Annotated in this window: 23 protein-coding genes and 2 pseudogenes; 12 read left to right on the forward strand and 13 right to left on the reverse strand. The window is 73.1% G+C overall.

All coding sequences use genetic code 11. The annotated features are described in order from the left end of the window. The coding region (locus AB0924_RS28355) for a transposase (RefSeq protein WP_366912886.1) at positions 1–492 on the forward strand (492 nt) is incomplete at its 5' end. A 201-nt stretch (positions 493–693) separates the two neighbouring features. On the opposite strand, the gene AB0924_RS28360 is transcribed toward AB0924_RS28355, so the two are convergent. The 6 genes and pseudogenes from AB0924_RS28360 to xylB all read right to left on the reverse strand — a co-directional run bounded on the left by AB0924_RS28360 (position 694) and on the right by xylB (position 7,677). Next, positions 694–2,217: an aldehyde dehydrogenase family protein gene (locus tag AB0924_RS28360; RefSeq protein ID WP_358929034.1), complete on the reverse strand. Its 1,524-nt coding sequence runs from the start codon at positions 2,215–2,217 to the stop codon at positions 694–696. A gap of 56 nt (positions 2,218–2,273) precedes the next feature. After that, entirely contained in the window at positions 2,274–3,596 is a 1,323-nt protein-coding gene (locus AB0924_RS28365; RefSeq protein ID WP_358929036.1) for a GAF domain-containing protein, read from the reverse strand. Positions 3,597–3,675: 79 nt separating this feature from the next. Then, the gene (locus tag AB0924_RS28370) at positions 3,676–4,278 is read right to left on the reverse strand and encodes an N-acetylmuramoyl-L-alanine amidase (RefSeq protein WP_358929038.1); all 603 of its coding nucleotides are present in this window, start codon (positions 4,276–4,278) and stop codon (positions 3,676–3,678) included. 112 nt (positions 4,279–4,390) lie between these two features. Continuing rightward, positions 4,391–4,567: pseudogene (locus tag AB0924_RS28375) on the reverse strand (acetamidase); the annotation flags it as partial. Positions 4,568–4,943: 376 nt separating this feature from the next. After that, positions 4,944–6,167, reverse strand: coding sequence for an ROK family transcriptional regulator (locus tag AB0924_RS28380; RefSeq protein WP_366912889.1), 1,224 nt, complete (start codon positions 6,165–6,167; stop codon positions 4,944–4,946). Between the two features lie 64 nt (positions 6,168–6,231). Continuing rightward, positions 6,232–7,677 (reverse strand): xylulokinase, encoded by a 1,446-nt coding sequence (gene xylB, locus AB0924_RS28385; RefSeq protein ID WP_366912890.1) that lies wholly within the window; start codon positions 7,675–7,677, stop codon positions 6,232–6,234. Positions 7,678–7,862: 185 nt separating this feature from the next. Between xylB and xylA the strand changes: the two genes are divergently transcribed. Continuing rightward, positions 7,863–9,029, forward strand: a complete 1,167-nt coding sequence (gene xylA, locus AB0924_RS28390) for a xylose isomerase (RefSeq protein WP_366912891.1) — start codon at positions 7,863–7,865, stop codon at positions 9,027–9,029. Between the two features lie 133 nt (positions 9,030–9,162). Here xylA and AB0924_RS28395 read toward each other — a convergent pair whose 3' ends face one another. Together AB0924_RS28395 and AB0924_RS28400 are read right to left on the reverse strand one after the other, a co-directional pair. After that, positions 9,163–10,470 carry an SWF or SNF family helicase gene (locus AB0924_RS28395; protein ID WP_366912892.1) on the reverse strand — a complete coding sequence of 436 codons (1,308 nt, stop codon included), beginning with the start codon at positions 10,468–10,470 and terminating at the stop codon, positions 9,163–9,165. After that, entirely contained in the window at positions 10,467–13,433 is a 2,967-nt protein-coding gene (locus AB0924_RS28400) for a DEAD/DEAH box helicase (protein WP_366912893.1), read from the reverse strand. Before AB0924_RS28400 ends, AB0924_RS28395 begins: the two co-directional genes overlap by 4 nt. A 214-nt stretch (positions 13,434–13,647) precedes the next feature. Here AB0924_RS28400 and AB0924_RS28405 point away from each other — a divergent pair, with 214 nt between their 5' ends. Beyond that, positions 13,648–13,830 (forward strand): hypothetical protein, encoded by a 183-nt coding sequence (locus AB0924_RS28405; RefSeq protein ID WP_358929048.1) that lies wholly within the window; start codon positions 13,648–13,650, stop codon positions 13,828–13,830. A gap of 99 nt (positions 13,831–13,929) precedes the next feature. On the opposite strand, the gene AB0924_RS28410 is transcribed toward AB0924_RS28405, so the two are convergent. Both AB0924_RS28410 and AB0924_RS28415 read right to left on the reverse strand, forming a co-directional pair. Further along, on the reverse strand, positions 13,930–14,772 hold the full coding sequence (locus tag AB0924_RS28410) for a hypothetical protein (RefSeq protein ID WP_366912894.1): 843 nt from the start codon (positions 14,770–14,772) through the stop codon (positions 13,930–13,932). Positions 14,773–14,933: 161 nt separating this feature from the next. Continuing rightward, complete coding sequence (locus tag AB0924_RS28415) at positions 14,934–15,218, reverse strand: hypothetical protein (RefSeq protein ID WP_358929448.1); 285 nt, start codon at positions 15,216–15,218, stop codon at positions 14,934–14,936. Positions 15,219–15,321: 103 nt separating this feature from the next. On the opposite strand from AB0924_RS28415, the gene AB0924_RS28420 reads away from it, so the two are divergent. Continuing rightward, positions 15,322–16,230 carry an oxygenase MpaB family protein gene (locus tag AB0924_RS28420; protein WP_366912895.1) on the forward strand — a complete coding sequence of 303 codons (909 nt, stop codon included), beginning with the start codon at positions 15,322–15,324 and terminating at the stop codon, positions 16,228–16,230. On the opposite strand, the gene AB0924_RS28425 is transcribed toward AB0924_RS28420, so the two are convergent. Then, complete coding sequence (locus AB0924_RS28425; RefSeq protein ID WP_358929450.1) at positions 16,207–16,740, reverse strand: PadR family transcriptional regulator; 534 nt, start codon at positions 16,738–16,740, stop codon at positions 16,207–16,209. The genes AB0924_RS28420 and AB0924_RS28425 overlap by 24 nt on opposite strands. Positions 16,741–16,879: 139 nt before the next feature. On the opposite strand from AB0924_RS28425, the gene AB0924_RS28430 reads away from it, so the two are divergent. Continuing rightward, positions 16,880–17,635: an alpha/beta hydrolase gene (locus AB0924_RS28430; protein ID WP_358929054.1), complete on the forward strand. Its 756-nt coding sequence runs from the start codon at positions 16,880–16,882 to the stop codon at positions 17,633–17,635. 13 nt (positions 17,636–17,648) lie between these two features. Here AB0924_RS28430 and AB0924_RS28435 read toward each other — a convergent pair whose 3' ends face one another. Further along, complete coding sequence (locus AB0924_RS28435) at positions 17,649–18,248, reverse strand: class I SAM-dependent methyltransferase (RefSeq protein ID WP_358929056.1); 600 nt, start codon at positions 18,246–18,248, stop codon at positions 17,649–17,651. Positions 18,249–18,400: 152 nt separating this feature from the next. On the opposite strand from AB0924_RS28435, the gene AB0924_RS28440 reads away from it, so the two are divergent. From AB0924_RS28440 to AB0924_RS28460, 5 genes are read left to right on the forward strand one after another with little or no spacing between them, the layout of a single operon-like run. Next, the gene (locus AB0924_RS28440; RefSeq protein WP_358929058.1) at positions 18,401–19,174 is read left to right on the forward strand and encodes an MHYT domain-containing protein; all 774 of its coding nucleotides are present in this window, start codon (positions 18,401–18,403) and stop codon (positions 19,172–19,174) included. A 48-nt stretch (positions 19,175–19,222) separates the two neighbouring features. After that, a complete protein-coding gene (locus AB0924_RS28445; RefSeq protein ID WP_366912896.1) occupies positions 19,223–21,802 on the forward strand; it encodes a nitrate- and nitrite sensing domain-containing protein in 2,580 nt (859 codons plus the stop codon). After that, complete coding sequence (locus AB0924_RS28450; protein ID WP_358929062.1) at positions 21,799–22,236, forward strand: roadblock/LC7 domain-containing protein; 438 nt, start codon at positions 21,799–21,801, stop codon at positions 22,234–22,236. Before AB0924_RS28445 ends, AB0924_RS28450 begins: the two co-directional genes overlap by 4 nt. A gap of 18 nt (positions 22,237–22,254) precedes the next feature. Continuing rightward, a complete protein-coding gene (locus tag AB0924_RS28455) occupies positions 22,255–22,668 on the forward strand; it encodes a DUF742 domain-containing protein (protein ID WP_358929064.1) in 414 nt (137 codons plus the stop codon). 41 nt (positions 22,669–22,709) lie between these two features. After that, positions 22,710–23,312 carry an ATP/GTP-binding protein gene (locus tag AB0924_RS28460; protein WP_358929066.1) on the forward strand — a complete coding sequence of 201 codons (603 nt, stop codon included), beginning with the start codon at positions 22,710–22,712 and terminating at the stop codon, positions 23,310–23,312. A gap of 10 nt (positions 23,313–23,322) precedes the next feature. Here AB0924_RS28460 and AB0924_RS28465 read toward each other — a convergent pair whose 3' ends face one another. Beyond that, positions 23,323–23,751 (reverse strand): PPOX class F420-dependent oxidoreductase, encoded by a 429-nt coding sequence (locus AB0924_RS28465; RefSeq protein ID WP_366912897.1) that lies wholly within the window; start codon positions 23,749–23,751, stop codon positions 23,323–23,325. Positions 23,752–23,843: 92 nt separating this feature from the next. Between AB0924_RS28465 and AB0924_RS28470 the strand changes: the two genes are divergently transcribed. Both AB0924_RS28470 and AB0924_RS28475 read left to right on the forward strand, forming a co-directional pair. Next, positions 23,844–24,254 (forward strand): roadblock/LC7 domain-containing protein, encoded by a 411-nt coding sequence (locus tag AB0924_RS28470; RefSeq protein ID WP_358929070.1) that lies wholly within the window; start codon positions 23,844–23,846, stop codon positions 24,252–24,254. A gap of 125 nt (positions 24,255–24,379) precedes the next feature. Then, a pseudogene (locus tag AB0924_RS28475) lies at positions 24,380–25,162 on the forward strand (DUF6397 family protein); the annotation flags it as partial. Positions 25,163–25,178: the final 16 nt, after the last annotated feature.

Genomic DNA, 25,178 nt, shown 5'->3' on the forward strand with positions numbered 1-25,178 from the left:
AAGCACAAGGATCCCAGCCGCGGGCCCCGGTCCCGACGCCGGGCGACCTACACACGACCACACGGGGTCCGCCACCTGTTCGCCGCCTACGACCTGGGCAGGGACAAGCTCTACGGCCACATCAAGCCGAAGAAGAACCGGACCAGATTCTTGGAGTTCTGCCGCTACCTGCGCAGCCTCTACCCGCCCGAGATCCGCATCGCGATCGTGCTCGACAACTTCTCCCCGCACCTGACCACAAGGAAGGACACCCGGGTCGGCGACTGGGCAGCGGCCAACAACGTCGAGTTCGCCTACACGCCGGCCAACAGCTCCTGGCTCAACCGCATCGAAGCCCAGTTCACAGCCCTGCGCTACTTCGCTCTCGACGGCACCGATCATGCCAGCCACAAGGAGCAGGGCAGCATGATCCGCCGCTACATCATCTGGCGGAACAAGCACGCTGCCGACGAACGCCTACGCGAGGTCGTGGACAGGGCGAACGTTGCTTGATGCGGCACTAGGTGGGGCACACGTATGTTCAGCTCGCGGCCGGGTTCGGCATTGTGATGTCCTTGGTCCGCGACTGGTCCGGCGGGGACCTCTCTCGGAGACCAGACGGTAACGCCGAGAATCCAATCGATTACAGCAGGGGACTGCCGGGGCGGGTTGTCTGGAGCCCAAATATGCCGCCAGGTAACCCGACTTCAGGCTCTAGAAGAAGCCAAGCTTCTGAGGGCTGTAAGAACAAAGAATGTTCTTCGTCTGCTGGTAGTGGTCCAGCATCATCCTGTGCGTCTCGCGGCCGATTCCGGACTGCTTGTAGCCGCCGAACGCGGCGTGCGCCGGGTAGGCGTGGTAGCAGTTCGTCCAAACGCGGCCCGCCTGGATCGCGCGGCCCGCGCGGTAGGCGGTGTTGACGTCGCGGGTCCACACGCCCGCGCCCAGTCCGTACAGGGTGTCGTTCGCGATCTTGATGGCGTCGTCGAAGTCGTCGAAGGAGGCCACCGAGACGACCGGTCCGAAGATCTCCTCCTGGAAGACCCGCATGCGGTTGTCGCCCTCGAAGATGGTCGGCTGGACGTAGTAGCCGCCCTTCAGTTCGCCGTCGTACTCGACGCGTTCGCCACCGGTGAGGACCTTGGCGCCCTCCTGCCGGCCGATGTCCAGGTAGGAGAGGATCTTCTCCAGCTGGTCGTTGGAGGCCTGTGCGCCGATCATCGTGTCGGTGTCGAGCGGGTGCCCGGGCTTGATCAGCCGGGTGCGGGCCACGGCCGCCTCCAGGAACTCGGCGTAGTGGCCACGCTGGACGAGCGCCCGGGAAGGGCAGGTGCACACCTCTCCCTGGTTGAGCGCGAACATCGTGAAGCCCTCGAGCGCCTTGTCCCGGAAGTCGTCGTCGTGCGCCCAGACGTCGTCGAAGAAGATGTTCGGCGACTTGCCGCCGAGCTCCAGCGTGACGGGCTTGATGTTCTCCGAGGCGTACTGCATGATCAGCCGCCCGGTCGTGGTCTCCCCGGTGAACGCCACCTTCGCCACCCGAGGGCTGGAGGCCAGCGGCTTGCCCGCCTCCGCGCCGAAGCCGTTGACGATGTTGAGCACGCCCGGCGGCAGCAGGTCGGCGATCAGGCTCACCCAGTAGTGGATGGACGCCGGCGTCTGCTCGGCCGGCTTGAGGACGACCGCGTTGCCCGCGGCGAGCGCCGGCGCGAGCTTCCAGGCGGCCATCAGGATCGGGAAGTTCCACGGGATGATCTGCGCGACCACGCCGAGGGGTTCGTGGAAGTGGTACGCCACCGTGTCGTCGTCGATCTGGCTCAGCGAGCCCTCCTGCGCGCGGATGGCGCCCGCGAAGTAGCGGAAGTGGTCGATGGCGAGCGGGATGTCCGCCGCCAGCGTCTCACGCACCGGCTTGCCGTTCTCCCAGCTCTCGGCCACCGCGAGAGCCTCGAGGTTCGCCTGCATGCGGTCGGCGATCCGCAGCAGGACGTCGGAGCGCTCCGCCACCGCGGTGCGGCCCCACCCCGGTGCGGCCTCGTGCGCCGCGTCCAGCGCCCGCTCGACGTCCTCCGCGGTGCCGCGCGCGATCTCGGTGAACGGCTGCCCGTTGACCGGTGAGGGATTCTCGAAGTACTGCCCGCGCACCGGCGGCACGTACTCGCCGCCGATGAAGTGGTCGTAGCGCGCCTGGTAGGAGACGATCGCGCCCTCGGAGCCGGGCGCCGCGTAACGGGTCATGCTGGTCTGCCTCCCGGTGAAGCGCTGCCCGCCGTTGGGCAGCTCTCGGCGCGAGGCTAGGCGTGCGGACGTTGCGAGTACGTTGCGCCGCGGCCCGGCGGCTGCACGGGCACCCGGCGGGGCGGTGCTGCCGGCAGGGCCAGTTCGCCCTCCAGCGCGGCGAGCCGCGCCCGTACCGGCGGCGACGGCCGCACCGCCGCCAGGGCCCGCCACACCTCCAAATCGTCCTCACCCCACGGGGCGCGCGCCCAGCCGGCGAGCAGGTCCGGGTCGCGGTGGGCGATCAGCGCCGACCGCATCCCCGCGGCCAGGCGCCGCCTGAGCCGTACGACCGCCGGGGCCTGCGAACCCGGCAGCAGCGGACCGGTGTACGCCGCCACCGCCCCGGTCAGCGCGCCCGCCTCCAGCCGTCGCTCGACCACGGTGACATCGGCCTCCACCGGCACCGTCAGCCGGTACGGCCGTGAAGCGAGCAGGCCCGGCCCGATCAGGCGGCGCAGCCGCGCCAGCTCGGCACGCAGTGTCACGGGGGTCACCGCCTCGCCCTCGTACAGTGCGCAGAGCAGTTCGTCCCCGGTCAGCCCCTCGGGATGGCGGGCCAGCAGCACGAGGATCTCGCTGTGCCGGCGGCCGAGGCGGACCCGCCGTCCGCCCAGGCGGAGTTCGGCCTCGTCCCGGCCCAGCGCGCTGAGCAGGGCCGTGTCATCGGCGCGCCGGGGCGGCGCCAGCAGCGCGAGCTGCGACTCGGCGGCGCGGGCCACCGCCTGCACGAAGCCCAGACTGTGCGGGTGCGCCAGCCCGTCGCCCCCGGTGATGTCGACGGCACCGAGGACCCGCCCGGTGTGCGGGTCGTGCACCGGCGCGGCCGCGCAGGTCCACGGCTGCACCCGCCGTATGAAGTGCTCCGCCGCGAACACCTGCACCGGCCGGTCCAGCGTGACGGCCGTTCCCGGCGCGTTGGTGCCGACCGCGGCCTCCGACCAGAGCGCGCCCGGCACGAAGTTCATGCGGTCCGCCAGGCGCCGGGTCGCCGGGTGCCCCTCGACCCACAGCAGTCTGCCGTGCGCGTCGCACACCGCCAGCAGATGCTCGCCGTCGGCGGCGAACGAGCCCATCAGCTCCCGGAACAGCGGCATCACCCGGGCCAGCGGGTGCTCGGCCCGATGGGCGCCGAGATCGCCGTCGGTCAGCTCCACGTTCGCAGTGCCGTCCGGCCCCACACCGGCCCGCGCGCTGCGCCGCCAGGACTCGGCCACCACCGAGCGCACCGGGCGTGGCACCGTGCCCGCCGTGGTGAACGTCTCGTGTGCGCGGCGCAGTGCCCGGACGCGCTCGGCGGGATCGGCCCCCGGTTCCAGGGCCACCCAGGGATCGGTCAACTAACCCTCCCGGACGGTGAAACGGCTTCGCACCATCGTCACTCGCCGTGTCGGTGGGGACAACCGGTCCGACAGCTGCCTAGGCGAAATTGACCAGTCTGATGTACCGCACCCAGTCCCACAGCGGTCCGGGATCGGAGTGGTTGCTGCCCGGCACCTCGTAGTGGCCGATGATGTGCTGTCTGTCCTTCGGGATGCCGTAGCGGGCGCAGATCGCCGCCGTCAGCTTCGCGGACTGCTCGTAGAGGGCGTTGGTGAAGTAGGCCGGCTGGTCCACCCATCCCTCGTGCTCGATGCCGACGCTGCGCGTGTTGTAGTCCCAGTTGCCCGCGTGCCAGGCCACGTTCGCCTCGCGCACGCACTGCGCCACATGGCCGTCCGCCGAACGGACCACGTAGTGGGCGGACACCTGCTTGTCGGGGTTGCGGAAGATGGCCAGCGTGTCGCTGTACGTCTCCTGCGTGACGTGGATGATCACCCGGTCGACGGAGTAGCTGCCGGGGCGGTTCGACGCCGTGTAGTTGGTGGAGATCGCCGGCTGCCACTCGGCGGAGGGGTAGTCCACGGCCGCCTGCGCAGCCGCGCGGGCGTCGGGGAGCAGCACGGAGGGAACAGCGGCGAGTGCCGCGCCCATCAGGATCCTTCGCCTGCTGAGCTGGAGACCGGGCCGGTTCGTGTCCATCGTCGGCTGCCTTTCGGGAGCGGGTGGGGGGATGGGGGCCGTGCCGTGGGTGACCGACGCGGAGTCAGGGGTGAGGGAGACGTACCGCTTCGCGCGGACGCGCGGGCGTGCCGCGCACCAGCCACCGCACCAGGTCAAGCTGCGACATCCGGAACGCGTCCTCCAGCGGACGCGCCGAGCCGGTCGAGATCGGCCGCGTGTCTGACTCCAACCGGGGCCGAGGGGCGGTGGCATCCGGAGGGCGGCCGACGATCACCACGGTGTTCGGCGCGCACTCCACGTCCACCCCTCCCCGTGCGTGTCGGTGCCTCTCCCGATGGGTGCCGGCCGGCCTCACTCGATGTGTGTGCGTTCCTTGTCGCACGAGGCACCGCCGCGAGGGCCGGCGGGATGGCCCTGCGGCTGTGTCTCGTGCGAATCACGGTACGGCGCTGGGGAGTTGGGCAGAAGAGTGCGCCGCTGATCGGTGGACAGCGAGCGTTGTGTGAACAACTTGGCCACCCGATCGGATGAGGTCGGGCCGCCCGGTAGGTCCGTCGGACCCGGTTCGCCGGGGGACGGTCCGTCAGACCGATCCTTCAGACCCGGATTGCCGGGCCCGACGTCGGGCAGCAACCGTGCCCCGGCCCGGCCGTTTCGCCTCAGCCCGTCAGCCCGTCAGCCCGTCAGCCCCGTTCCGGCACGGGCCGTTCCGCGACCGTCGCCGGATCGTCGAGCACCGCGCGGACGACGTAGTGTGCGGCGCCCAGCAGCGGACCCTCGGGGCCCAGCGTGGACACGGACACCGGGCAGGCCGGTCCGGCCGTACGGCCCGTCAACTCCGCCTCCAGCGAGGGCAGCAGCCAGGGGGAGAGGCCGGCGAGCGCCCCGCCCAGGACGACCGTCTCGGGGTCGAGCAGATTGACGGCCCCGGTCAGGGCTGTGCCCAGGGCCGTACCCGCGTCCCGCAGGGCCCGGCGTACGGCCTCGTCGCCCTCTTCGGCGCGCTCCGCGAGCAGCCCGGCCAGGTCCTCGCGCGGCTCGAGGCCGGCCGCGCGCAGCACCGCCTCCTCGCCGGCGTACTGCTCCAGGCAGCCGCGCCCGCCGCACGGGCAGGCGGGGCCGTCGGGGTGGACGGGCACATGGCCCAGCTCGCCCGCGAAACCGCGGGTGCCGCGCAGCAACTGCCCGTCCACGACCACCGCGGCGCCGATGCCGATCTCGGCCGACACGTGCAGGAAGTCGCGCGGTGCGCCGGCGCCCAGCCACAGCTCCGCCAGGGCGCCGAAGTTGGCCTCGTTGTCCACGGTCAGCGGCGGCCCGCCGGGCAACAGGGAACCGAGGTCCACCTCGTGCCAGTCGAGGTTCGGGGCGCGTACGACGGTGCGGCCGTCCCGTGCCACGAGGCCCGGTACGGCGACCGCGAGTCCGGCGGGCCACAGGCCTTCCCGCTCGGCCTCCGCCAGGACCCGGCCGACCAGCTCCGTCAGCTCCTCCAGCACGGGCATCGGGGCCCGGCCCCGGTTCGCGCCGTACCGCACGGCACGCGCGCGGACGGTGCCGCGCAGGTCGACCGCGCACACCGCGAGGTGATCGACGCCGATCTCCGCCCCGATGCCGGCCGGTCCGCGTCCGCTCACCGCGAGAGCCGAACCCGGGCGGCCCACCCGTCCCGGCCGCTCCGGACCCAGTTCCTCCAGCAGCCCCCAGCGGATCAGCTCGTCCACGAGGGTCGACACCGCCGCCCGGGTCAGACCGATGCGCGAGGCGACCGCCGCCCGGGACAGTGGGCCCGCCGCGCTGACGGCGTGCATCACCCGGGCGAGGTTGCGCCGGCGCATACCCTGCTGGGTGTCCGGCAGTGAGCGTCCGGGACCCTGCGAGCGGCCCTCGTGCAGTGGTGCGGTCATGCCCTTCGTCGATCCTCGGTGTCTGCGGCCGGACCGGTCCCACGCCCCGGGGCCGGGCCCGGGTTCAGTGCGATTCCGTTCCCCGCTCCAGCAGCGGGGCCGCGTCGGAGAGTACCCCGCTGATCCGCGCCAGCGTCGCCTCGTCCCGCTCCACGGCCTCCAGCACCGGGCCCGCGGTCGTGTCCCAGCGGCGTGCCACCGCGCCGGGATCCTCACCGGTCAGCAGGCCGGCGGCCTGTGCGGCGGCCCCCAGGGCGGCCAGTTCCCCGGCCCGGGGGATCTGGACCGGCCGTCCCGACAGCCGTCGTACCGTCTGCTGCCAGGCGGTGCCCCGGGCTCCGCCGCCGATCAGCAGCAGCGGAGTACTGCGGTCCGCGTCCTCGTCCAGGACCAGTTCGAGCGCGCCGAGCAGGGCGTGCACCGCGCCGTCGTAGGCCGCCTGCAGCAACTGACCGGCGGTCGTGTCGTGACGCAGTCCGTGCAGCAGGCCGGAGGCGTGGGGGAGGTTCGGGGTGCGTTCGCCGTCCAGGTACGGCAGCAGGGTGACGGAGGTGCCGGCCTCCACGGCCTCGCGGTCCAGGCCCAGCAGTGCCGCGACCCGGTCCACGGCGAGGGTGCAGTTCAGCGTGCACGCCAGCGGCAGCCAGTCCCCGTGCGCGTCCGCGAAGCCGGCCACCGTCCCCGTCGGATCGGCGGGGCGGCGCCGGGCCACCGCGTACACGGTGCCCGACGTGCCGAGGCTCAGCACCGGCGTGCCCGGCCTGAGCCCGAGACCCAGCGCGGCCGCGGCGTTGTCACCGGTGCCCGGTGCCACCAGAGTGCCCTTGGAGAACGGCAGGTCATGGCCGTCGCGCACGGTGCCGGCCACCTCGCCGGGCCGCACCACCCGGGGCAGCAGCGCGGGGTCCAGCCCCACATGGGCCAGCGTCTCCTCGTCGTACGCCTCCGTGCCGGCGGCCCACCAGCCGGTGCCGGACGCGTCGCCGCGGTCGGTCGTGCCCTGTCCGGTGAGCCGCTCGGTGAGGTAGTCGTGGGGGAGCCGTACCGCCCTGGTGGCGCGGACGGCCTCCGGCTCGTGCTCGGCCAGCCAGGCCCACTTCGTCACCGTGAACGACGCCCCGGGCACACTGCCGGTCCGCTCTGCCCACGCCTTCGGACCGCCCAGCTCCTCCACGAGCCGGCGGGCCTGCGGCGCCGAGCGGACGTCGTTCCACAGCAGTGCGGGGCGCACCGGTTCGCCCCGCTCGTCGAGCGTGACCAGGCCGTGCTGCTGGCCGCCGATCGACACCGCGGCGGCCTCGTGCGCCGGCTCGCCGCACTGGCGCAGCGCCTCGCACAGCGCGTCCCACCACTGACGCGGATCACTCTCCCGGCCCACCCCCGAGGACACGGTGTGCGGCGCCTGGCCGCTCGCCACCACCTCGCCGGTGGCCGAGTCGACGACCAGTGCCTTCGTGGACTGGGTGGAGGTGTCCACGCCCACCACGAGCGGACCCTCGGCTGCTGACATCGGGCTCTCCCTCTTTCCGCGGCTCCGCGGGACGTGCTGCGACCCGGCAGGACATCCGTCCGCGGCGGCGGTGGAATGGATTCTCCGCCGTCGAGGACACACCTTGTCTCTTCCCAGAGGTGTGTGCGCATACTAATTTGTAAACGGCCATGACGAAATAGTCGTATCAAGCAAGGAGCCGCGGCATGAGCTACCAGCCCACCCCCGAGGACAGGTTCACCTTCGGCCTGTGGACCGTTGGCTGGCAGGGCAGGGACCCGTTCGGCGACGCCACCCGCCGTGCCCTCGACCCGGTCGAGACGGTGCGGCGCCTGGCGGAGCTCGGCGCCCACGGAGTGACCTTCCACGACGACGACCTGATCCCCTTCGGGTCCTCGGACAGCGAGCGCGAGTCCCACGTCAAGCGCTTCCGCCAGGCCTTGGACGCCACCGGCATGACCGTGCCGATGGCCACCACCAACCTCTTCACGCACCCGGTCTTCAAGGACGGCGCGTTCACCGCCAACGACCGCGACGTCCGCCGCTACGCCCTGCGCAAGACGATCCGCAACATCGACCTCGCCGCCGAACTTGGCGCGAAGACGTACGTCGCCTGGGGTGGCCGCGAGGGTGCCGAGTCCGGCGCCGCCAAGGACGTCCGTGCCGCCCTCGACCGCATGAAGGAGGCCTTCGACCTCCTCGGCGAGTACGTCACCGCGCAGGGGTACGACCTCCGCTTCGCCATCGAGCCCAAGCCCAACGAGCCGCGCGGCGACATCCTGCTCCCCACGGTCGGCCACGCGCTGGCCTTCATCGAGCGCCTGGAGCGCCCCGAGCTGTTCGGCGTCAACCCCGAGGTGGGCCACGAGCAGATGGCCGGCCTCAACTTCCCGCACGGCATCGCGCAGGCCCTGTGGGCGGGCAAGCTCTTCCACATCGACCTCAACGGCCAGTCCGGCATCAAGTACGACCAGGACCTGCGGTTCGGCGCCGGTGACCTGCGGGCCGCCTTCTGGCTCGTCGACCTGCTGGAGAGCGCCGGCTACGAGGGCCCGCGCCACTTCGACTTCAAGCCGCCGCGGACCGAGGACCTCGACGGCGTGTGGGCGTCGGCGGCCGGCTGCATGCGCAACTACCTCATCCTGAAGGAGCGTGCCGCCGCGTTCCGCGCCGATCCGGAGGTCCAGGAGGCGCTGCGCGCCTCGCGGCTGGACGAGCTCGCCCAGCCGACCGCGGCGGACGGCCTGCGGGGCCTGCTCGACGACCGCGCGGCCTTCGAGGACTTCGACGTGGAGGCGGCCGCCGCGCGAGGCATGGCCTTCGAGCGGCTCGACCAGCTGGCCATGGACCACCTGCTGGGCGCCCGGGGCTGAGCCCGGATCCCGCCGGGGGCATTCCGGGCCCGCCGTGCGGCTTCGGAATGCCCCCTGAGGCCCTGCCGGTGAACCCCGTTCGGGGACGCCTTGATCCGCTGCCGACGGGCTGTCCCGCCGGTCATGGCGGCCGTCAGGCGCCTCGGGGCACCGGGGCCTGCGGGGCCGGTCGTGCGGCGGCCAGCGCGGTCGCCGGGTTCCGGTCCGGGGCTCCCGCCGGAACCCAGTGGCCGCCTTCCGTCCGGAACGGCCACCAGCGGCCGTCCGGCCCGAGGCGCAGCTGTACCCCTTCGTCCGGGACCGTCCACCGGTTGCCCTCCGGCCGGAACGAGGGCCGTTCTCCCGTCTCCCAGGCCGAGTCCAGGGCGGCACGTGCGCGTGCGAGCGCCGCGCCCTGGACCGGCCACTCCTCATCGAGGACGGCCAGGGCCGCCGGCCCTCCCAGACGCCAGGCGCGAACGGCGGTCGCCAGCCCCTCGCGGCCCCGCCCCGATCCCTCGGCGAGCCGCTCGGCCACGGCATCGGGGACCGTGCCGTCGGCGAGCCGTACGACGTCCTCGGCCGCCGTCGGCGCCCGGTGATCCGGCTCCCCGGGACCGCCGTTGCCGAGGGCCCGCCCCAGCAGCCGGTGGGCGTCCTGTGCCGTTCTTCCGGCCAGGTACCGCAGCGCCACCGGATCCACCGCCGGCGTCGGTGCCGTCCCGGCGTCGTAGGACGGTGGTCCGCCGGGCGCTGCCGGAACGGCGGGCAGCGCGGGGAGAGCGGGGAGGATGTCCGCGGCCGCCCACGCCTCCGCGGCGTCCACACCCTCGGCCTCGTACGGCTCGCCCGGCGCCGCCGGCTCGTCCGGGGGCGCGGTGCTCCGCTGGTGCAGTTCCCGCAGGACCGTGCTCTCTCCCCGGCCGCGCATCAGCAGCAGCACGAACGGATCCTCGTCCAGCAGCCGTGCCACCTGATGGCACAGGGCGGCGGTGTGCCCGCAGTGGTCCCATGCGCCGCAGTCGCACTCGGGTTCCAGCTCCCCGAGACCGGGCAGCAGTTCGATCCCCCTGACCGCCGCGTCCTCGATCAGGTGCGACGGCAGGTCCCCGTCGAGGAGCGCGGCCAGGTGTCCCGCCTGCTCGACGGCCAGGTCCACGAACCGGTCCCACTCCTGCTCGGACAGCTCGGGCAGCAGGACGTCGGCCCGGTGCGCGGTGCCCTTCGGCTCCCGGACGACGGCGGTCACCCGGCCCGGCCGCACGGTCAGCGCGCCCACCTCGCCCGCGCGCGCGAGCCGGCGCCCCGCCTTCACCGCGGCGGCCTCCAGCGCCGCGTCCTCCAGCGCCGCCAGCCAGGCGCGGCCCCACCAGGTCCGTGCGAACCCCCGCCCGCGCGCGGGCGGCAACGCGGCGAACGTGCGCTCCGGGCCGCCCTCGGGTCCGTGCTCGTCACGGCTCATCGCGCCTCCCCGCGCAGTTCCACCAGCGCGGCGAGTTCCGCGTCCGTCAGCTCCGTCAATTCCGCCGGCGCGGCCCCGCCGGTGCCCAGCACGGCGTCCGCGAGTACGCGCTTGCGCCCGAGCATCTCCGCGATGCGGTCCTCCACGGTCCCCTCGGCGATCAGCCGGTGCACCTGCACCGGGCGGGTCTGCCCGATCCGGTACGCCCGGTCGGTGGCCTGGGCCTCGACCGCCGGGTTCCACCAGCGGTCGTAGTGCACCACATGATCGGCCCGGGTGAGGTTCAGGCCCGTCCCCGCGGCCTTCAGCGACAGCAGGAAGACCGGCACCTCGCCGTCCTGGAAGCGGCGTACCAGCGTCTCGCGCTCGGCGACGGGGGTACCACCGTGCAGGAGCTGCGAGGGGACCCCACGGGCCGTCAGGTGCCGTTCGAGCAGACGTGCCATGCGCACGTACTGCGTGAAGACGAGCACCCCCGAGCGCTCCGCCAGGATGGTGTCGAGGAGTTCGTCCAGCAGCTCCAGCTTGCCGGAGCGTCCCACGAGCGCGGGATGGTCCTCCTTGAGGAACTGCGCCGGGTGGTTGCAGATCTGCTTCAGACCGGTCAGCAGCTTCACGATGAGGCCCCGGCGGGCCATGTCGTCGGCGTCCGCGATCAGGTCGAGGGTCTCGCGGACGAGCGCCTCGTAGAGACCGGTCTGCTCGTGCGTCAGTGCCACGGGATGGTCGGTCTCCGTCTTCGGCGGCAGTTCCGGTGCGATGCCCGGGTCCGACTTGCGGCGCCGCAGCAGGAACGGCCGTACGAGCCGTGCCAGCCGCTCCGCCGCGGCGGGGTCCCCGCCGGCCTCGACGGGCCGCGCGTACCGCGCGCGGAAGGCGCCGAGGCGGCCGAGCAGCCCCGGGGTGGTCCAGTCGAGGATCGCCCACAGTTCCGTGAGGTCGTTCTCCACCGGTGTCCCGGTGAGCGCCACGCGCGCGCGTGCGCCGATGGAGCGCAGGGCGCGCGCGGTCGCCGCGTAGGGGTTCTTCACGTGCTGTGCCTCGTCGGCGACGGCCATCCCCCAGGGCACCTCGGCGAGCCGTTCGGCGTCCAGCCGCATCGTGCCGTACGTGGTGAGCACGAACTCGCCGTCCGCCAGGGCTTCGAGACCGCGCCCCGGCCCGTGGAACCGGCGCACCGGGACACCGGGCGCGAATCGTTCGATCTCGCGCTGCCAGTTGCCGAGCAGGGAGGCCGGGCAGACCACCAGCGTGGGACCGGCCGACGAGGGGTCCGCCTGCCGGTGCAGATGGAGCGCGATCAGCGTGACCGTCTTCCCCAGCCCCATGTCGTCGGCCAGGCAGCAACCCAGGCCGAGGGCCGTCGTCCGGGCGAGCCAGCCCAGACCGCGAAGCTGGTAGTCGCGCAGGGTGGCGGCGAGCCCCGGCGGCGCGCCCACCGGCTCGGAGGCCTCCGGGTCGGCGAGCCGCTCCCGGAGCTGCGCCAGCCACCCCGTGGGCCGTACGTCGACCCGGAGGCCGTCGGCCTCGGCGGAGCCCGCCAGGGCGGCGGCCAGGGCCTCGACCGGGGTGATGGAGCGATCCTCGCGGCCGCGCGCGCGGTCCGCCTCGCGGGGGTCGACGAGCACCCAGCGGTCGCGCAGCCGGACCAGGGGACGCTTGGCCTCCGCCAGCAGGTCCAGTTCCTCCCGCGACAGCTCGCGCCCGCCCAGCGCGAACGACCACCGGAACTCCGGCCGGGCGTACGCGGAGAGGAACGAGGGCCGCGCTTCGCTCGGCCCGTCCGCCGGGCCGACGGACGCGTGCGCGCTCAGCCCGCGTGACAGGTCCTTGGGCCAGTGCACGTCGACGCCGGCGGCGGCCAGAGCACGGGCCCCCTCGCCCAGGAGGTCGGCGATCTCGTCGTCGGCCAGGTGCACCACATCGGGAACGGCGGTGGTAAGCAGCGGAGTCAGCGGCGGCCACGCCCGGACCGCCCGGCGCAGGGCCAGCAGCGTGTCCGCGCGTGCGTGCGGACCGAAGGCCTCGCGCGTGACCGCCGGGCCGGACCAGAGTCCGGCGGCGTCGGCGACGCCCACCGTCCCGCTCGCGCCGTGCACCTGGAGCACCGCACGGAACCGCACCGCGGCGTGACCCTCGCCGCCGGCGTCGCGGAGGCCGGTCGCCTCCACCCGCAACGACAGCCGGACGCCCGTGTCGTGCCCGGCGGCGATGTCGTCGGCCCACGCACGGAGGCCGGGCAGGTGCTGGGGCTCCGGCACGGCGAACGCGGCGCCGCCCGTCACGAGCGCGGCGGCGGGGGAGCGGGGGAGGGTGTCGGCGACCGCGTCCAGGAAGGAGCGCAACAGACGTTCCGGGTCCGGCAGGCGCGGCCGGCCCTCCACGGCGAGAGGCGTGGCGTGGGCCTCCGGGGGCATGGCGGCGGCGAGTTCACGGACCAGCTCGGCATCGCGCGCGGACAACGGCCCCACCCGCCATGTGTCGTGACCGGCCGGCGACAGGCCGGGCAGGAGCAGACCGCGCGCCAGGAACCGCAGGGCGAGCAGGCCGGCCGTGCCCCAGAACTCGACGGCTCGGTGCCGTCCTTCCTGCCCCGGCCGGGTGAGCAACGGGAGTGCCGCCCCGACCGGCAGCAGCGCGGCGGGCAGCCGTACCCGCCGCACGTCACCGCCCGGCGCGGGCAGCACCAGGTCCAGCTCCGCGACGGAGCCCCGGGCGACGGTGGGTGGAACGTCGCCGTCCGGCTGCCAGAAGGCCATGGTGCCGGTGCGGGGCGGATCGGACGGGACGAAGACCGCGCGGCAGCGGTTCAGCTTGGACGGATCGGGCGGATCGGACGGGGCGGACGGGTCGGGGAGTTCCGACGGCTCGTACGGTTCGGCCTTGTCGCACTGCTCGGGGTGCTCGGTCGGCTCGGAGTGCTCGGACGGTTCGGTGGGCGGTGCGGTGGAGATCCTCTGCACGACTCTGCCCGCGCTCCTCAAGTTTGACTACTGAGACTCGAAGTCGCCGAGGGTACAGCACCGCGGAGGTCCGGTCCGACGACCGCCCTGTGACGTGGGCCACTAGGGGACGGGTATCGGGGAAGTCTCAGGGTCGGGCCTCGGAACCGCGGGAAGCGTGCGGCCGTTCTCAGGGCAGAGAGCGGCAAGGGCTGCCGCGGAGGAGGCGACGCTCATGTCCAAGAACGCGAAGATCGCCGCAGGGGGCGTGGCGGTCGGTCTGCTCCTGCTGATCTGGCTGCCCTGGTGGGTGGCGTTCCTCATCGTGGTGGGAGTCCCGGTCGCCGCCTACCTGGCCCTGGACCCCTCGCAGCGGCGCAGACTGCGTCGTGTCACGCGCAAGGAACTGGGCCGCTGAGAGGCCGGTGACCGGCCCGAGCGGACGGGGCTCACCGGCCGGCCGGAATCCGTCCGGCGAGGAGCCGCGCCGCTACGGGCGCGGCGCGGCTCCACCGGCTCACAGGGGCCTCACGGCCAACTTGTCGAGCGCCTCCAGCAGGCCGGGCAGCTCGGGGCCCCGGCCCACCGGCAGTACCTCACCCGGCTCCTCGTCCAGCAGGACGAACGCGATGTCGTCGGTGCGCGCCACGATCGACCAGCCGGGGCCGTCGGCCCGCAGGGTGCGGGCGTCGCCCGGGGCGAACGAGGAGCGGACCCGGCCGAGCGGCGGCGGCGAGTCGACGTAGGCGCGCGCCTCCGCCAGTACGCGCCGTACGCCCTGGTGCCCGGACTTGGGTTTGCCCGCGGCGTCGTCCGCCGGCGACTCCACCGCTTCCGGCCGCGCGTCGGGGGAGGGCGAGTAGCCGTCGCCGATCTGCTCCCGCCAGACCGCCCACTGAAGCGCGATCTCGTCGGCGCCCAGGCGGCGCTGGGCCGGCCCCCAGGAGGTGGTGTCCGGCGGGGTCAGCGCGGGCCCGTCCGCGGGGTCCGGAGTGGGATCGTGAGGTGCGGGCACCCCCGGCGCGGCCACGGCGACCGCCAGCGGCCAGCCCGGCAGAGCGGCCACGACGGTGTTCTCGTCCGGCGACAGCTCGTACTCCATGCCGCAGTCCCAGGAAGCGATCGCCACGGCGACCAGGGACACGTCGTCGATGGCGACCGTCCAGCGGGCGCCGTCACCGTCCTGCCCCAGCACCAGGCCGTACCCGTCGGTGTGCGGCGCCAGACCCAGTGCCGCGCAGGCCTCCGGATAGTCGTCGCCCAGCACGCTCGGGAACTGTGCGGGCGTCAGCAGCACCGCCGTGAGCACATACAGCGCCTCGTCCGCGGCGGCGACGGCCTGCTCGTCCGTCCCGGCCATCACAGCCCTCCCAGTGGTTCGTCCATCGGCGCGCACCCTAGTGCGAGTGGAAGGTACTTGTCACGACTCCACACACCACGCGGAGCTGCAGGTTTCCACCTGGACGGGGGCGAAACGGCCGCCCGGCGGAAGGCCGCGGTCCGGGGCCGGCCCGGTCCGGCTCAGGCGGCCGGGAGACCGAGGAGGTCGCGGGCGACCGTCCGGGGCGACTCGTCGCGTTCCCGGGCCAGTGCGATGACCGCCCGGCACGCCAGTTCGCTCACCCCGAAGGACAGCGCCTCCGGCGACACCCAGGCGGACGCCTCGTCGATGCCGTCCTGGTCGTCCTCCGTACGGGCCGCCACATAGGCCGCCGCGGCCTCGAACAAGTTGTGTGGACGCCGTTCCCGGCCGCCCGTCGCCGCCGGGCGCGGGGTGGTACGGAACCTGGAGGCGTACTTGCGCATCGCGTCGAACACGTGACCCGCCTTCCTCTGTACGGGGTCGTCACCGACCACTCATCCGGCACTGTTCAACGTAGAGTTGAAGCTCCGGCGGTAAAAGGGGGCAGTGACGGTGCGCTTCGACCGGCTCAGGCGGATCCAGCGGATGGACCCGGTGAAGGACGCTCACGAAATCTACCGGCTCAGCACTGCGTTCGAATTCCCGTGGGACTACACACGGGCCCTGGAACTGGCCCTGTACCGCACCTACGCCGTCCCCTCCATCGGGCGGCTGCTCGCACGGACGGGAGAGCTGATCGGGCGTGCGCAGAAGCGGTACGACGACACCGCACTGCTGCTGGACACCGTGGTGGAACACGGCTTCGCCGCACCCGAGGGCCGCACCGCGATCCGCCGCATCAACCAGATGCACCGCAGCTACGACATCAGCGACGACGACATGCGGTACGTGCTGTCCACGTTCGTGGTGGTGCCCCGGCGCTGGATCGACACCTACGGCTGGCGCCGCCTGTCCCGGCACGAGATCGTCGCCGCCACCGAGTACTACCGCACCCTCGGCCGGCATCTGGGCATCCCCGGTGTCCCGGCGACCTACGAGGAGTTCGAGGCGCTGCTCGACGCCTACGAGCGGGCCCACTTCGACTGGGACGAGCAGGCCCGGCGGGTCTCCGACGCCACGCTCGACCTGATGGCGTCCTGGTATCCGCGCCCGCTGGCACCCCTGCTGCGCACGGCCACGCTCGCCCTGCTCGACGAACCCCTGCTGCGCGCCTTCCACTACGAGCCGCCGGGCCCTGTCTCCTCGGCGCTCGTGCGCCGCGCGGTCCGAGCGCGCGGTCGGCTGGTCCGCCTGCTCCCGCCCCGCCGCGCACCGCACTTCGCCCGGCAGAACCGGGAGATCAAGAGCTACCCGGGCGGCTACCGTCCGGCCGACCTGGGCACCCGCCCGGTTCCGGGGATGGGCGGCTGTCCGGTGCGCCACCTGGACGCCTCAGCGGGCGACGTCCCCGAGTGAGGCCAGGGTGTCGCGCAGCCAGGCGAGTTCGGCCCGGCTGGTGGCACGCGCGATGGTGAGGACGCCGCGCCGGAACGGATCGTCCAGTTCCTCGGCGCGCAGCGGCCGGTCGCCGTCGTAGAAGAAACTCGCCGGCTCCTCGAGGAAGGCGAGCCGGCGCCGCAGCACGGTCGCCTGAGCGGCTGGATCGTCGAGGTGCCGCAGGAACGCGAGCACGGTGAACCAGTGGTTCTCGTCGGTGATCTCGCGCTGTCCGGGCTCGGCCAGCCGGCGGCGCAGCTCCTGCCTGCCCTCTTCGGTGAGGGTCAGGACGTGACGCGGCGCGGCCACGGCGCCGGGCTCGGTGGTCCGCGCCAGCAGTCCCGCCTTCTCCAGCCGCTTGATCGCGGGATACAGCGTGCTCTCGGCCACGGGCCGCACGTGCCCGGTGAGCGCGGCGATGTGCCTGCGCAGGACGTAGCCGTGCAGCGGGACGTCGTAGAGGAAGCCGAGGATGGCGAGTTCCAGCATGACCGCATTCTCCCGCATGGGCGCTGTACATCAAGACGCGCATATTCTTGTAGCGCAATACATCGGCGTCGAGGTATGTTGTGTTCGGCGGGGTCGAGCCGTGGTGACGCGGGAACCGTAGTGACGCAGGAGGGGCGACGTGGAGCAGGCCGTGTTCGACGACAGGGAAAGCCGGATCCGGTGGACGGAGGTTTCCGGTGCGGAACCCGCGCGCGTGTATCTGCACGGACTCGGATCGGTCTCTTCCGTGTACCACGCGCATGTCGCGGCCCGTCCCGAACTGGTCGGCAGGCGCAGCCTGTTCGTGGACCTGCCCGGGCACGGCATCAGTGACCGTCCCGAGCATTTCGGATACACGCTGGAGGAGAACGCCGACGCCCTGGCGGCCGCGATGGACCAGGCGGGCGTCACCGGTGCCGAACTGATCGCGCACAGCATGGGCGGAGCCGTCGCCATCGTGCTCGCCCACCGGCGGCCCGACCTGGTCTCACGGCTGGTCCTCACCGAGGCCAACCTCGACGCCTTCCCGCCGCCCACGGCAGGAAGCAGCTCGATCGCCACCTACGAGGAGGACGAGTTCGTCGAGAGGCGGTACGCGCGCGTGCTGGACGCCGTCGGCCCGCTGTGGGCGGCCACGATGCGGCTGGCCGACCCCCGGGCGCTGCACCGCAGCGCCGTCGGCCTCCGCCGCGGCTCGGACCCTGTCATGCGCACGATTCTCGAGAGCCTGGAGGTCGACCGCGTCTACCTCCAGGGCGAACACAGCGGCGAACTCCCGGGCCGGAAGGACCTGGAAGCCGCAGGGGTGCGCGTTCTCACGGTGCCGGGCGCCGGGCACAACGTGATGTTCGACAACCCCGACGCCTTCGTGGCGGCCGTTGCCGGACAGGGCTGACACGACCTGGCGCTCAGCCCTCGCGCGTCGCCAGCGCGAGGAAGCGCGCATCCTCGTCGACGTACGAGGTCATGCGCCACCCCGAGCCATCCAGCAGCGGGCGGAGGTTGGCCTCGGCGCGGCGGTCGTCCGGGGTGAGCCGCCGCCCCTGATGCGCCGCCAGGGCCGCCCGGCCGATGGGATGGAACAGCGCGAGCCTGCCGCCCGGACGCACCACACGGGCCAGTTCCCGCAGGTTCTCGACGGGTTCCGGCAGGTGCGCGATCAGGCCGGCGGCGAACACCGCGTCCAGGGCGCCCCGGCGCAGCGGCAGCGCGGCGACGTCCGCGAGCAGCAGGCGGCCCTCCTGGTCCCGGCCGGCCCGCACGGCGGCCTGGAGCATCGCCCAGGTCAGATCGACGCCGACCACCACGCCGGCGGGCCCGACCGCGGCACGCAGCGGCCGCAGAGCGCGGCCCGTGCCGCATCCGGCGTCGAGCACGCGGTCGCCCGGACGCAGTCCCATCTCCGCCACGGCGGCCGCGAAGGCGGGGCCGTCATCGGGGAACCTGCTGTCCCACCCGGCCGCACGGGGGGCGAAGAACTCCTGGACGTGTGTGTGGTCGTCGCTCATGTTCGGCATGATTCCTCACCGACACGAGGGACACTCCTGCGCGCACGTTCGAGCGCGACCCGATCGTTCCGCCGCCTCTCTGCGCCATATTCCAACACCTTTCGAAACGCGCCCCCTCCGTGCGCCCCTGCCCCGGCTAGCGTCCCGGGGCCATGGGACACCTGGACCACGCCGCCTTCGGCTGGCTGACCCCCGCGCTGTCGTATCTGATGGCCTGCACGGGCGCCGCACTGGGACTGCGCTGCACCGTCCGCGCGCTCGCCGCCACCGGCCGGTCGCGCCGCAACTGGCTCCTCACCGCGGCCTCCGCGATCGGCACGGGCATCTGGACCATGCACTTCGTGGCCATGCTCGGCTTCCGCGTCAGCGGCACCGGCATCCGCTACGACGTACCGCTGACCATCCTCAGCCTGGTCGTCGCCATGGCCGTCGTCTGCGCCGGCGTCTTCGCCGTCGGCTACAGCCGGGACCGCAACCGCGCCCTCCTGCTCGGCGGGCTCACCACCGGGCTGGGCGTCGCCAGCATGCACTACCTGGGCATGGCGGCGGTACGGCTGCACGGCGAGGTGACCTACCGGCCCGTCCTCGTCGGCCTCTCGGTGCTGATCGCCGTCGTCGCGGCGACCGTGGCGCTGTGGGCGGGGCTCAACATCAAGTCGCCCCTCGCGGTCACCCTCGCCTCCCTCGTCATGGGAGCGGCGGTCAGCAGCATGCACTACACCGGAATGTTCGCGGTGAGAGTACGCGTCACCCCATCCGGCGACGTCCTGCCCGGGGCCACGGCGATGCAGTTCATCTTCCCCCTCGCCGTCGGCCTCGGGTCCTACCTGTTCCTCACCTCGGCCTTCGTCGCCCTCTCGCCCTCGGCAGGCGAACGCGAGGCGTCCGCCTCCGCCCAGCGGCCCGTCCAGAACGCCGCCCGCTAGCGGGATCCCCTTCCCGGACCCCCGTCCCACATCCCGAGCGAGGAGGCCATGCGCCCACCCCGTGACACCCCGCATGCCGGCTCAGCCGGACGGGTCCCGGCCCAGCGCGGACGCCGCGCGCACGCCGGACCACCGGCCGACGAGGGCACGAATCAGTCCCTCGACCTCCCTCCGCTCGGCCCTCCCCCGCGCGTGGGACGCCGGCGCCTCCGCCCCCGAACGGTGCGCGCCAAGGTGATCTGCCTGCTGATGGTGCCCGTCGTCTCCCTGCTCGCCCTGTGGGCCTACGCCACCGTCAGCACCGCCCAGGACATCGCCCGGCTGCGCCAGTCCCAGCGCGTCGACACCGAACTGCGCGCCCCGGTGGCCGCCGCCGTCACCGCGCTGCAGAACGAGCGGGCGGCGGCCGTTCGCTACGCCGTCGAGCCCGGCGCGGCGCGCGGCGACGACCTGCGGAGTACGGCCGCCCGCACCGACCGCGCACTGACCGGACTGCGGCTCGGCGACGACAGCACGGTCGCCGACAGCCAGGAACTCCCGGGCCGGGTCGCCGAGCGGCTGGACGCGTTCGTGACCGGCGCCGAGCGCCTGCGCGCGCTGCGGACCGCCGTGCTCGACCGCAGAACCGGCTGGAGCCAGGCCTTCGACCAGTACACCGTGACCATCGGCACGGCCTTCACGGTGGACGGCGCTCTCACCGGCATCCAGCAGGCCGACGTCGGCTCGGACGCGCGCGTGCTGCTCGAGTTCTCCCGGGCAGCCGAGGCACTGGCCCAGGAGGACACCGTCCTCGGCGGCACACGGCCGGACGCCCGACCGGCGGGCGAACGGCTGCGGCTGTTCGCCGCCGCCGTCGCCACGCGCCGCGCGCTCACCGAGGCCGCCGTCGCCGACCTGCCCGGCACCCAGCGTGCCGCCTGGCACGACCTCGCCGGCAGCGGCGCCCACACCGCCCTCGCCGCCATCGAGGACAGGATCCTCGCCGCGGGACCCGGAGCCAGGGCGGCCGGCACAGCACCGGGGTCCGCCTGGAACACTGCCCACGCGCGCGTACGGGACGACATGCGGACCCTGGCGGCGGACACCGGCCGTGCCGTGGCGGGCCGGTCCGATCCCTACAGGCGCGGACTGCTGAGTCCGGCGGGCGCCGCCGTGCTCTTCGGCCTCGCCGCCGTCTGCACCTCGCTCGTCATCTCCGTCCGCATCGGCCGGGCCCTCGTCATCGAACTGGTCAGCCTGCGCAACGACGCCCTGGAGATCGCCCGCCGCAAACTCCCCGCGGCGATGCGGAAACTGCGCATGGGCGAGGAGATCGACGTCGAGGCCGAGGCGCCCGCCGGGCCGCCGGCGGAGGACGAGACCGGCCAGGTCGCCGAAGCCCTGACCGTCGTGCACCGCGCCGCCCTGCGCGCGGCCGCGGAGCGGGCCGAACTCGCCGGCGGCATCTCCGGGGTTTTCGTCAACCTGGCCCGGCGCAGCCAGGTGCTGGTTCACCGCCAGCTCAGCCTCCTGGACAGCATGGAGCGGCGCTCCGACGACCCCGACGAACTGAGCGACCTGTTCCGGCTCGACCACCTCACCACCCGGATGCGGCGCCACGCCGAAAGCCTGATCATCCTTTCCGGAGCGGCGCCGGGCCGGGCCTGGCGGACGCCGGTGCCTCTCACGAACGTCGTACGCGCGGCGGTGTCCGAGGTCGAGGACTACGCGCGCGTGGAGGTGCGCGGGCTCCCGGGGGTGTCCGTGGTCGGAGCTGCGGTCGCCGACCTCACCCATCTGCTGGCCGAACTCGTCGAGAACGCGGCCCAGTTCTCGCCGCCCCACACGCGCGTGCAGGTCACCGGGGAGCCCGTCGGCAACGGTTACGTGCTGGAGGTCGAGGACCGGGGCCTCGGCATGGGTTCCGAGGTCCTCGCGGAGGCGAACCGGCGGATCGAGCAGTCCGAGGCCCTCGACCTGTTCGACAGCGACCGCCTCGGGCTCTTCGTGGTCAGCCGGCTCGCCTCCCGGCACGGCGTCAAGGTGCACCTGCGTGCCTCCCCCTACGGAGGCACCACCGCGGTCGTCCTGCTGCCCATGGTCCTTCTGCACACCGTGCCCCCGGGACACCCCGTGCAGGAGGAGGCGCCGGCGGCCCCGCCGCGCCGGTCCGAGCACGCGCGCGGGCCGGAGGAATCCCCGCCCGAGATCACGGTCCCGACCGGCCGGCCCGCCCTCGCGGCCACCGCCCCCGCCCAACAGTCCCCGGCCCCTGAACGCCGGTCGTCGCCCCCCGCGCACCGGACCCCGACTCCCCAACCACCGTCGTCGGCCCCCGCGCACGAACCGCCGCCCCCCGGAGTCACCGCCTTGAGGCCGCACCGCCCGCCGCACGACTCCGAGCCCTCCGACGTCCTCCCGCGCCGTGTGCGCCAGGCGAACCTCGCCCCGCAACTCCGCCGGCAGCGCGCCGAAGAGCCGGCACCGGAACCCGCCCCGCGCGGTGACGACGGACGTACCCCCGAACTCGTACGGGATCGCATGGCGGCCTACCGCGACGGCTGGGTCCGGGGCGGCGGACGAGCCGGCCGTGGTGCCGTCCCCGGAACCGGAACAGGCAGTGAGAGCAGCGAAGGAGACCCGGCATGATCCAGGACCCGAACCTGAGGGCCGCCCAGCGATCCGGCGAACTCGACTGGCTGCTGGACGACCTGGTGATGCGGGTGAACGAGGTACGGCACGCCGTGGTGCTGTCCAACGACGGCCTCGCCGTGGGCGCCTCCACCGGCCTCGGGCGGGACGACGCGGAGCATCTGGCCGCCGTCGCCTCCGGCTTCAACAGCCTCGCCAAGGGCGCGGGGCGCCATTTCGGCGCGGGCGGCGTACGCCAGACCATGGTGGAGATGGACGATGCCTTCCTCTTCGTCGCGGCCGCCGGAGAGGGCTCCTGCCTCACCGTGCTCACCGCCGTCACCGCGGACATCGGCCTCGTCGCCTACGAGATGGCACGACTGGTCAGACGTGTCGGCGAGCACCTGTACACCGCGCCGCGCGTCACCGCCCGGCCGCCCGCCGCCGGATGAGCCGGAAGGGCGGCAGCGATGACCGGCATTCCGACCGGCGGCCCGCGCGAACCGGGCATCCAGTGGTACGACGGCGAGGCCGGCCCCCTGGTCCGCCCCTACGCCATGACCGGCGGACGCACCCAGCCGGGCCCCTCCGGAGTGAGCTTCGACCTGATCGCCCTCGTCACCCTCGACCCAGCCGCACCGGCGATGGACGACGACACCGCGCTCGGGCCCGAACACCGGGCGCTGATCGGCCTGTGCCGTCTCGAGACACAGTCCGTCGCCGAACTGGCGGCCGGTGCGGACCTGCCGGTGGGCGTGGTCAGAGTGCTCCTCGGCGACCTGCTCGAACTGGGCCGCGTCACCGTCAGCCGTCCGGTGCCCCCGGCCCATCTGCCGGACGAGCGCGTTCTGCGCGAAGTCATCGAAGGGCTGCGGGCGCTGTAGATGAACCCTGTGGAACCCAACTCACGCCGAGAGAAGTGATCATGGTCTCCGAGCACTCCGACGCAGCAGCCGACACGTCCGCCCTGGCGCTGAAGATCCTGGTCGCCGGCGGCTTCGGGGTCGGCAAGACGACCCTCGTCGGCGCCGTCAGCGAGATCCGCCCGCTGCGCACCGAGGAACTGCTCAGTGAAGCCGGTCAGTCGGTGGACGACACCGACGGCGTCGACCACAAGGTCACCACGACCGTCGCCATGGACTTCGGGCGGATCACCATACGCTCCGGTCTCTCCCTGTACCTCTTCGGGACGCCGGGGCAGGACCGCTTCTGGTTCCTGTGGGACGAACTCTCCCAGGGGGCGCTCGGCGCCGTGGTCCTCGCCGACACCCGGCGTCTGGAGGACTGCTTCCCGGCGGTCGACTACTTCGAGCACCGGCGCATCCCGTTCGTGGTGGCCGTCAACTGCTTCCCCGGCGCACGCGGCTACGGCGCCTCCGACGTCTCCCGGGCCCTCGACCTGGACCATGGAACACCGGTCGTCCTGTGCGACGCGCGAGAGCGGGACTCCGGCAAGGAGGTGCTGATCCGGCTCGTCGAGTACGCCGGGCGGATGCACACCGCCCGGCTCCTCGACTCCGTGGGCTGAGCGGGTCCGCTCAGGCGGCCAGGTCCTTGACCGCCACCACCTTGTCGATGGTGACCCTGACCAGCAACTCGCCCGGGACGCCGTTGCGGGCCCCGTACTCCTCGGCGCGTTCCTCGCCCATGTACCGGGCGGCGATGCGGGTGGCCCACAGCCGCACGTCGTCCAGTTCCTCCGACAACCGGGCCCGGCCGCTCAGCACCACGAAGTGAAAGGGCGGCCGGTCGTCGTCCACACACAGGGCGATCCGTCCGTCACGGGTGAGATTGCGCCCTTTCACGGTTTCCTTGCCGGTGTTGAACACCAGCTCGTCCCCGTCCAGCAGGAACCAGATGGGGGCCACATGCGGGCTCCCATCGGCGCTGACGGTGGACAACTTGCCGGTTCGGGTGCCGTTCGAGACGAACGCCCGCCATTCCTCATCGGTCATCTTCTGTGCCATACGCCCATCCTGCTTGCCCGGACGCCGGTCGTGGGGAAGGCTGGCGGGCAGGTCCTCCGGCCAGGAGGAGACGTCACACGGGGAGACGGAACATGGCGCAGAACCAGGGACTCGGCTGGCTCCTGGACGATCTGACCGAGCGAGTGGACCATGTGCGGCACGCGCTGGTCCTGTCCAACGACGGGCTGGTCACGGGAGCGAGCACCGGGCTGCGCCGGGAGGACGCCGAGCATCTGGCCGCGGTCGCCTCCGGGTTGCACAGCCTGGCGAAGGGTTCCGGACGCCACTTCGGCGCGGGCACGGTCCGCCAGACGATGATCGAGTACGACGACGCCGTGCTGTTCGTCACCGCGGCCGGCACCGGCAGCTGCCTCTGCGTGCTCAGCGGCGCCGAAGTCGACATCGGCCAGATCGCCTACGAGATGACGCTGCTCGTCAACCGCGTCGGCGAACACCTCGGTGTCGACGCCCGGCAGCCCGACCGCCCGGTTACGGACATCTGACCTGCGTGCTCTCCTGAACCGCGGAGTTATCCACAGACTCGTCGCGCCACATCCGGATCCGGCTACGGTGTGTGCACGGGCAACGCACAGGGCGTGAGCCACCCACTCCACGGGGGAGTACCACCATGCCGGACAGCACCCTTGTCCCCGCCGTCCCCGCCACCTGCTCACCGAGCCGAGCCGCTCGCGAACTGGGCCTCAAGCGGGTCGAATTCGACCTCGCGGTCCATCTCGGCCGGATCCGGACGGTGCCCGACGAAGGCGGCGGCGGAGGCCGCAGGGTGGAGCAGGCCGAGATCGACCGGCTGCGCGCCCGGTACGGCTTCCCCAGCACCCTCCGTGAGCGCGTGCGGGTGGTGGGCACGGCGGAAGGCGCCGCGCTCATGAGGATTCCCGCGGGCAGGTTCACCAGGCTCGCCCGTCTGGGCCTGCTGGTGCCGGTCCGGTTCTATCTGAACCGCTATCGCGCCGTGGTCTGGCTGTATCTGGCCGAGGAACTCGAGCAGTTCGCGACCGGCGCGGAGAACGCCCGCCTGCTCAAGGGGCGTACGCCCGAGACCCTCAGAGGGCAGCTGGCGACCGGGGTCGACCTGCGGGCACGCAACTGGCGGGGCCGGCATTTCGGGTTCCTGCTGCGGCAGGCCGGGGATCCCTGGGCACGGGCGGCGGCGGTGGCCGCGTTCCTGGCGCCCACCGAGGTCGCGGACGTCGTCCCGGACCCCCGTGAGCGCACCCTGCTGGAGCGACTCAGGCCCGCCCCGCCCGCCCATGGCGCACCGGGTTCCTCCTTCGCCCACCTCGCCGAGCACCTCATGACCGCGCAGGATCCCGACGAGGTCGGCTGGCTGCGCAGCGATCTGGCGCAGGCGATGCGGGAGGCGCGCGCCCAGTCACCCGCCCGGCGTCCGCCGGTACGGCTCACGA

The organism is Streptomyces sp. NPDC047869, assembly GCF_040704065.1.
In the GTDB taxonomy this organism is placed as follows: domain Bacteria; phylum Actinomycetota; class Actinomycetes; order Streptomycetales; family Streptomycetaceae; genus Streptomyces.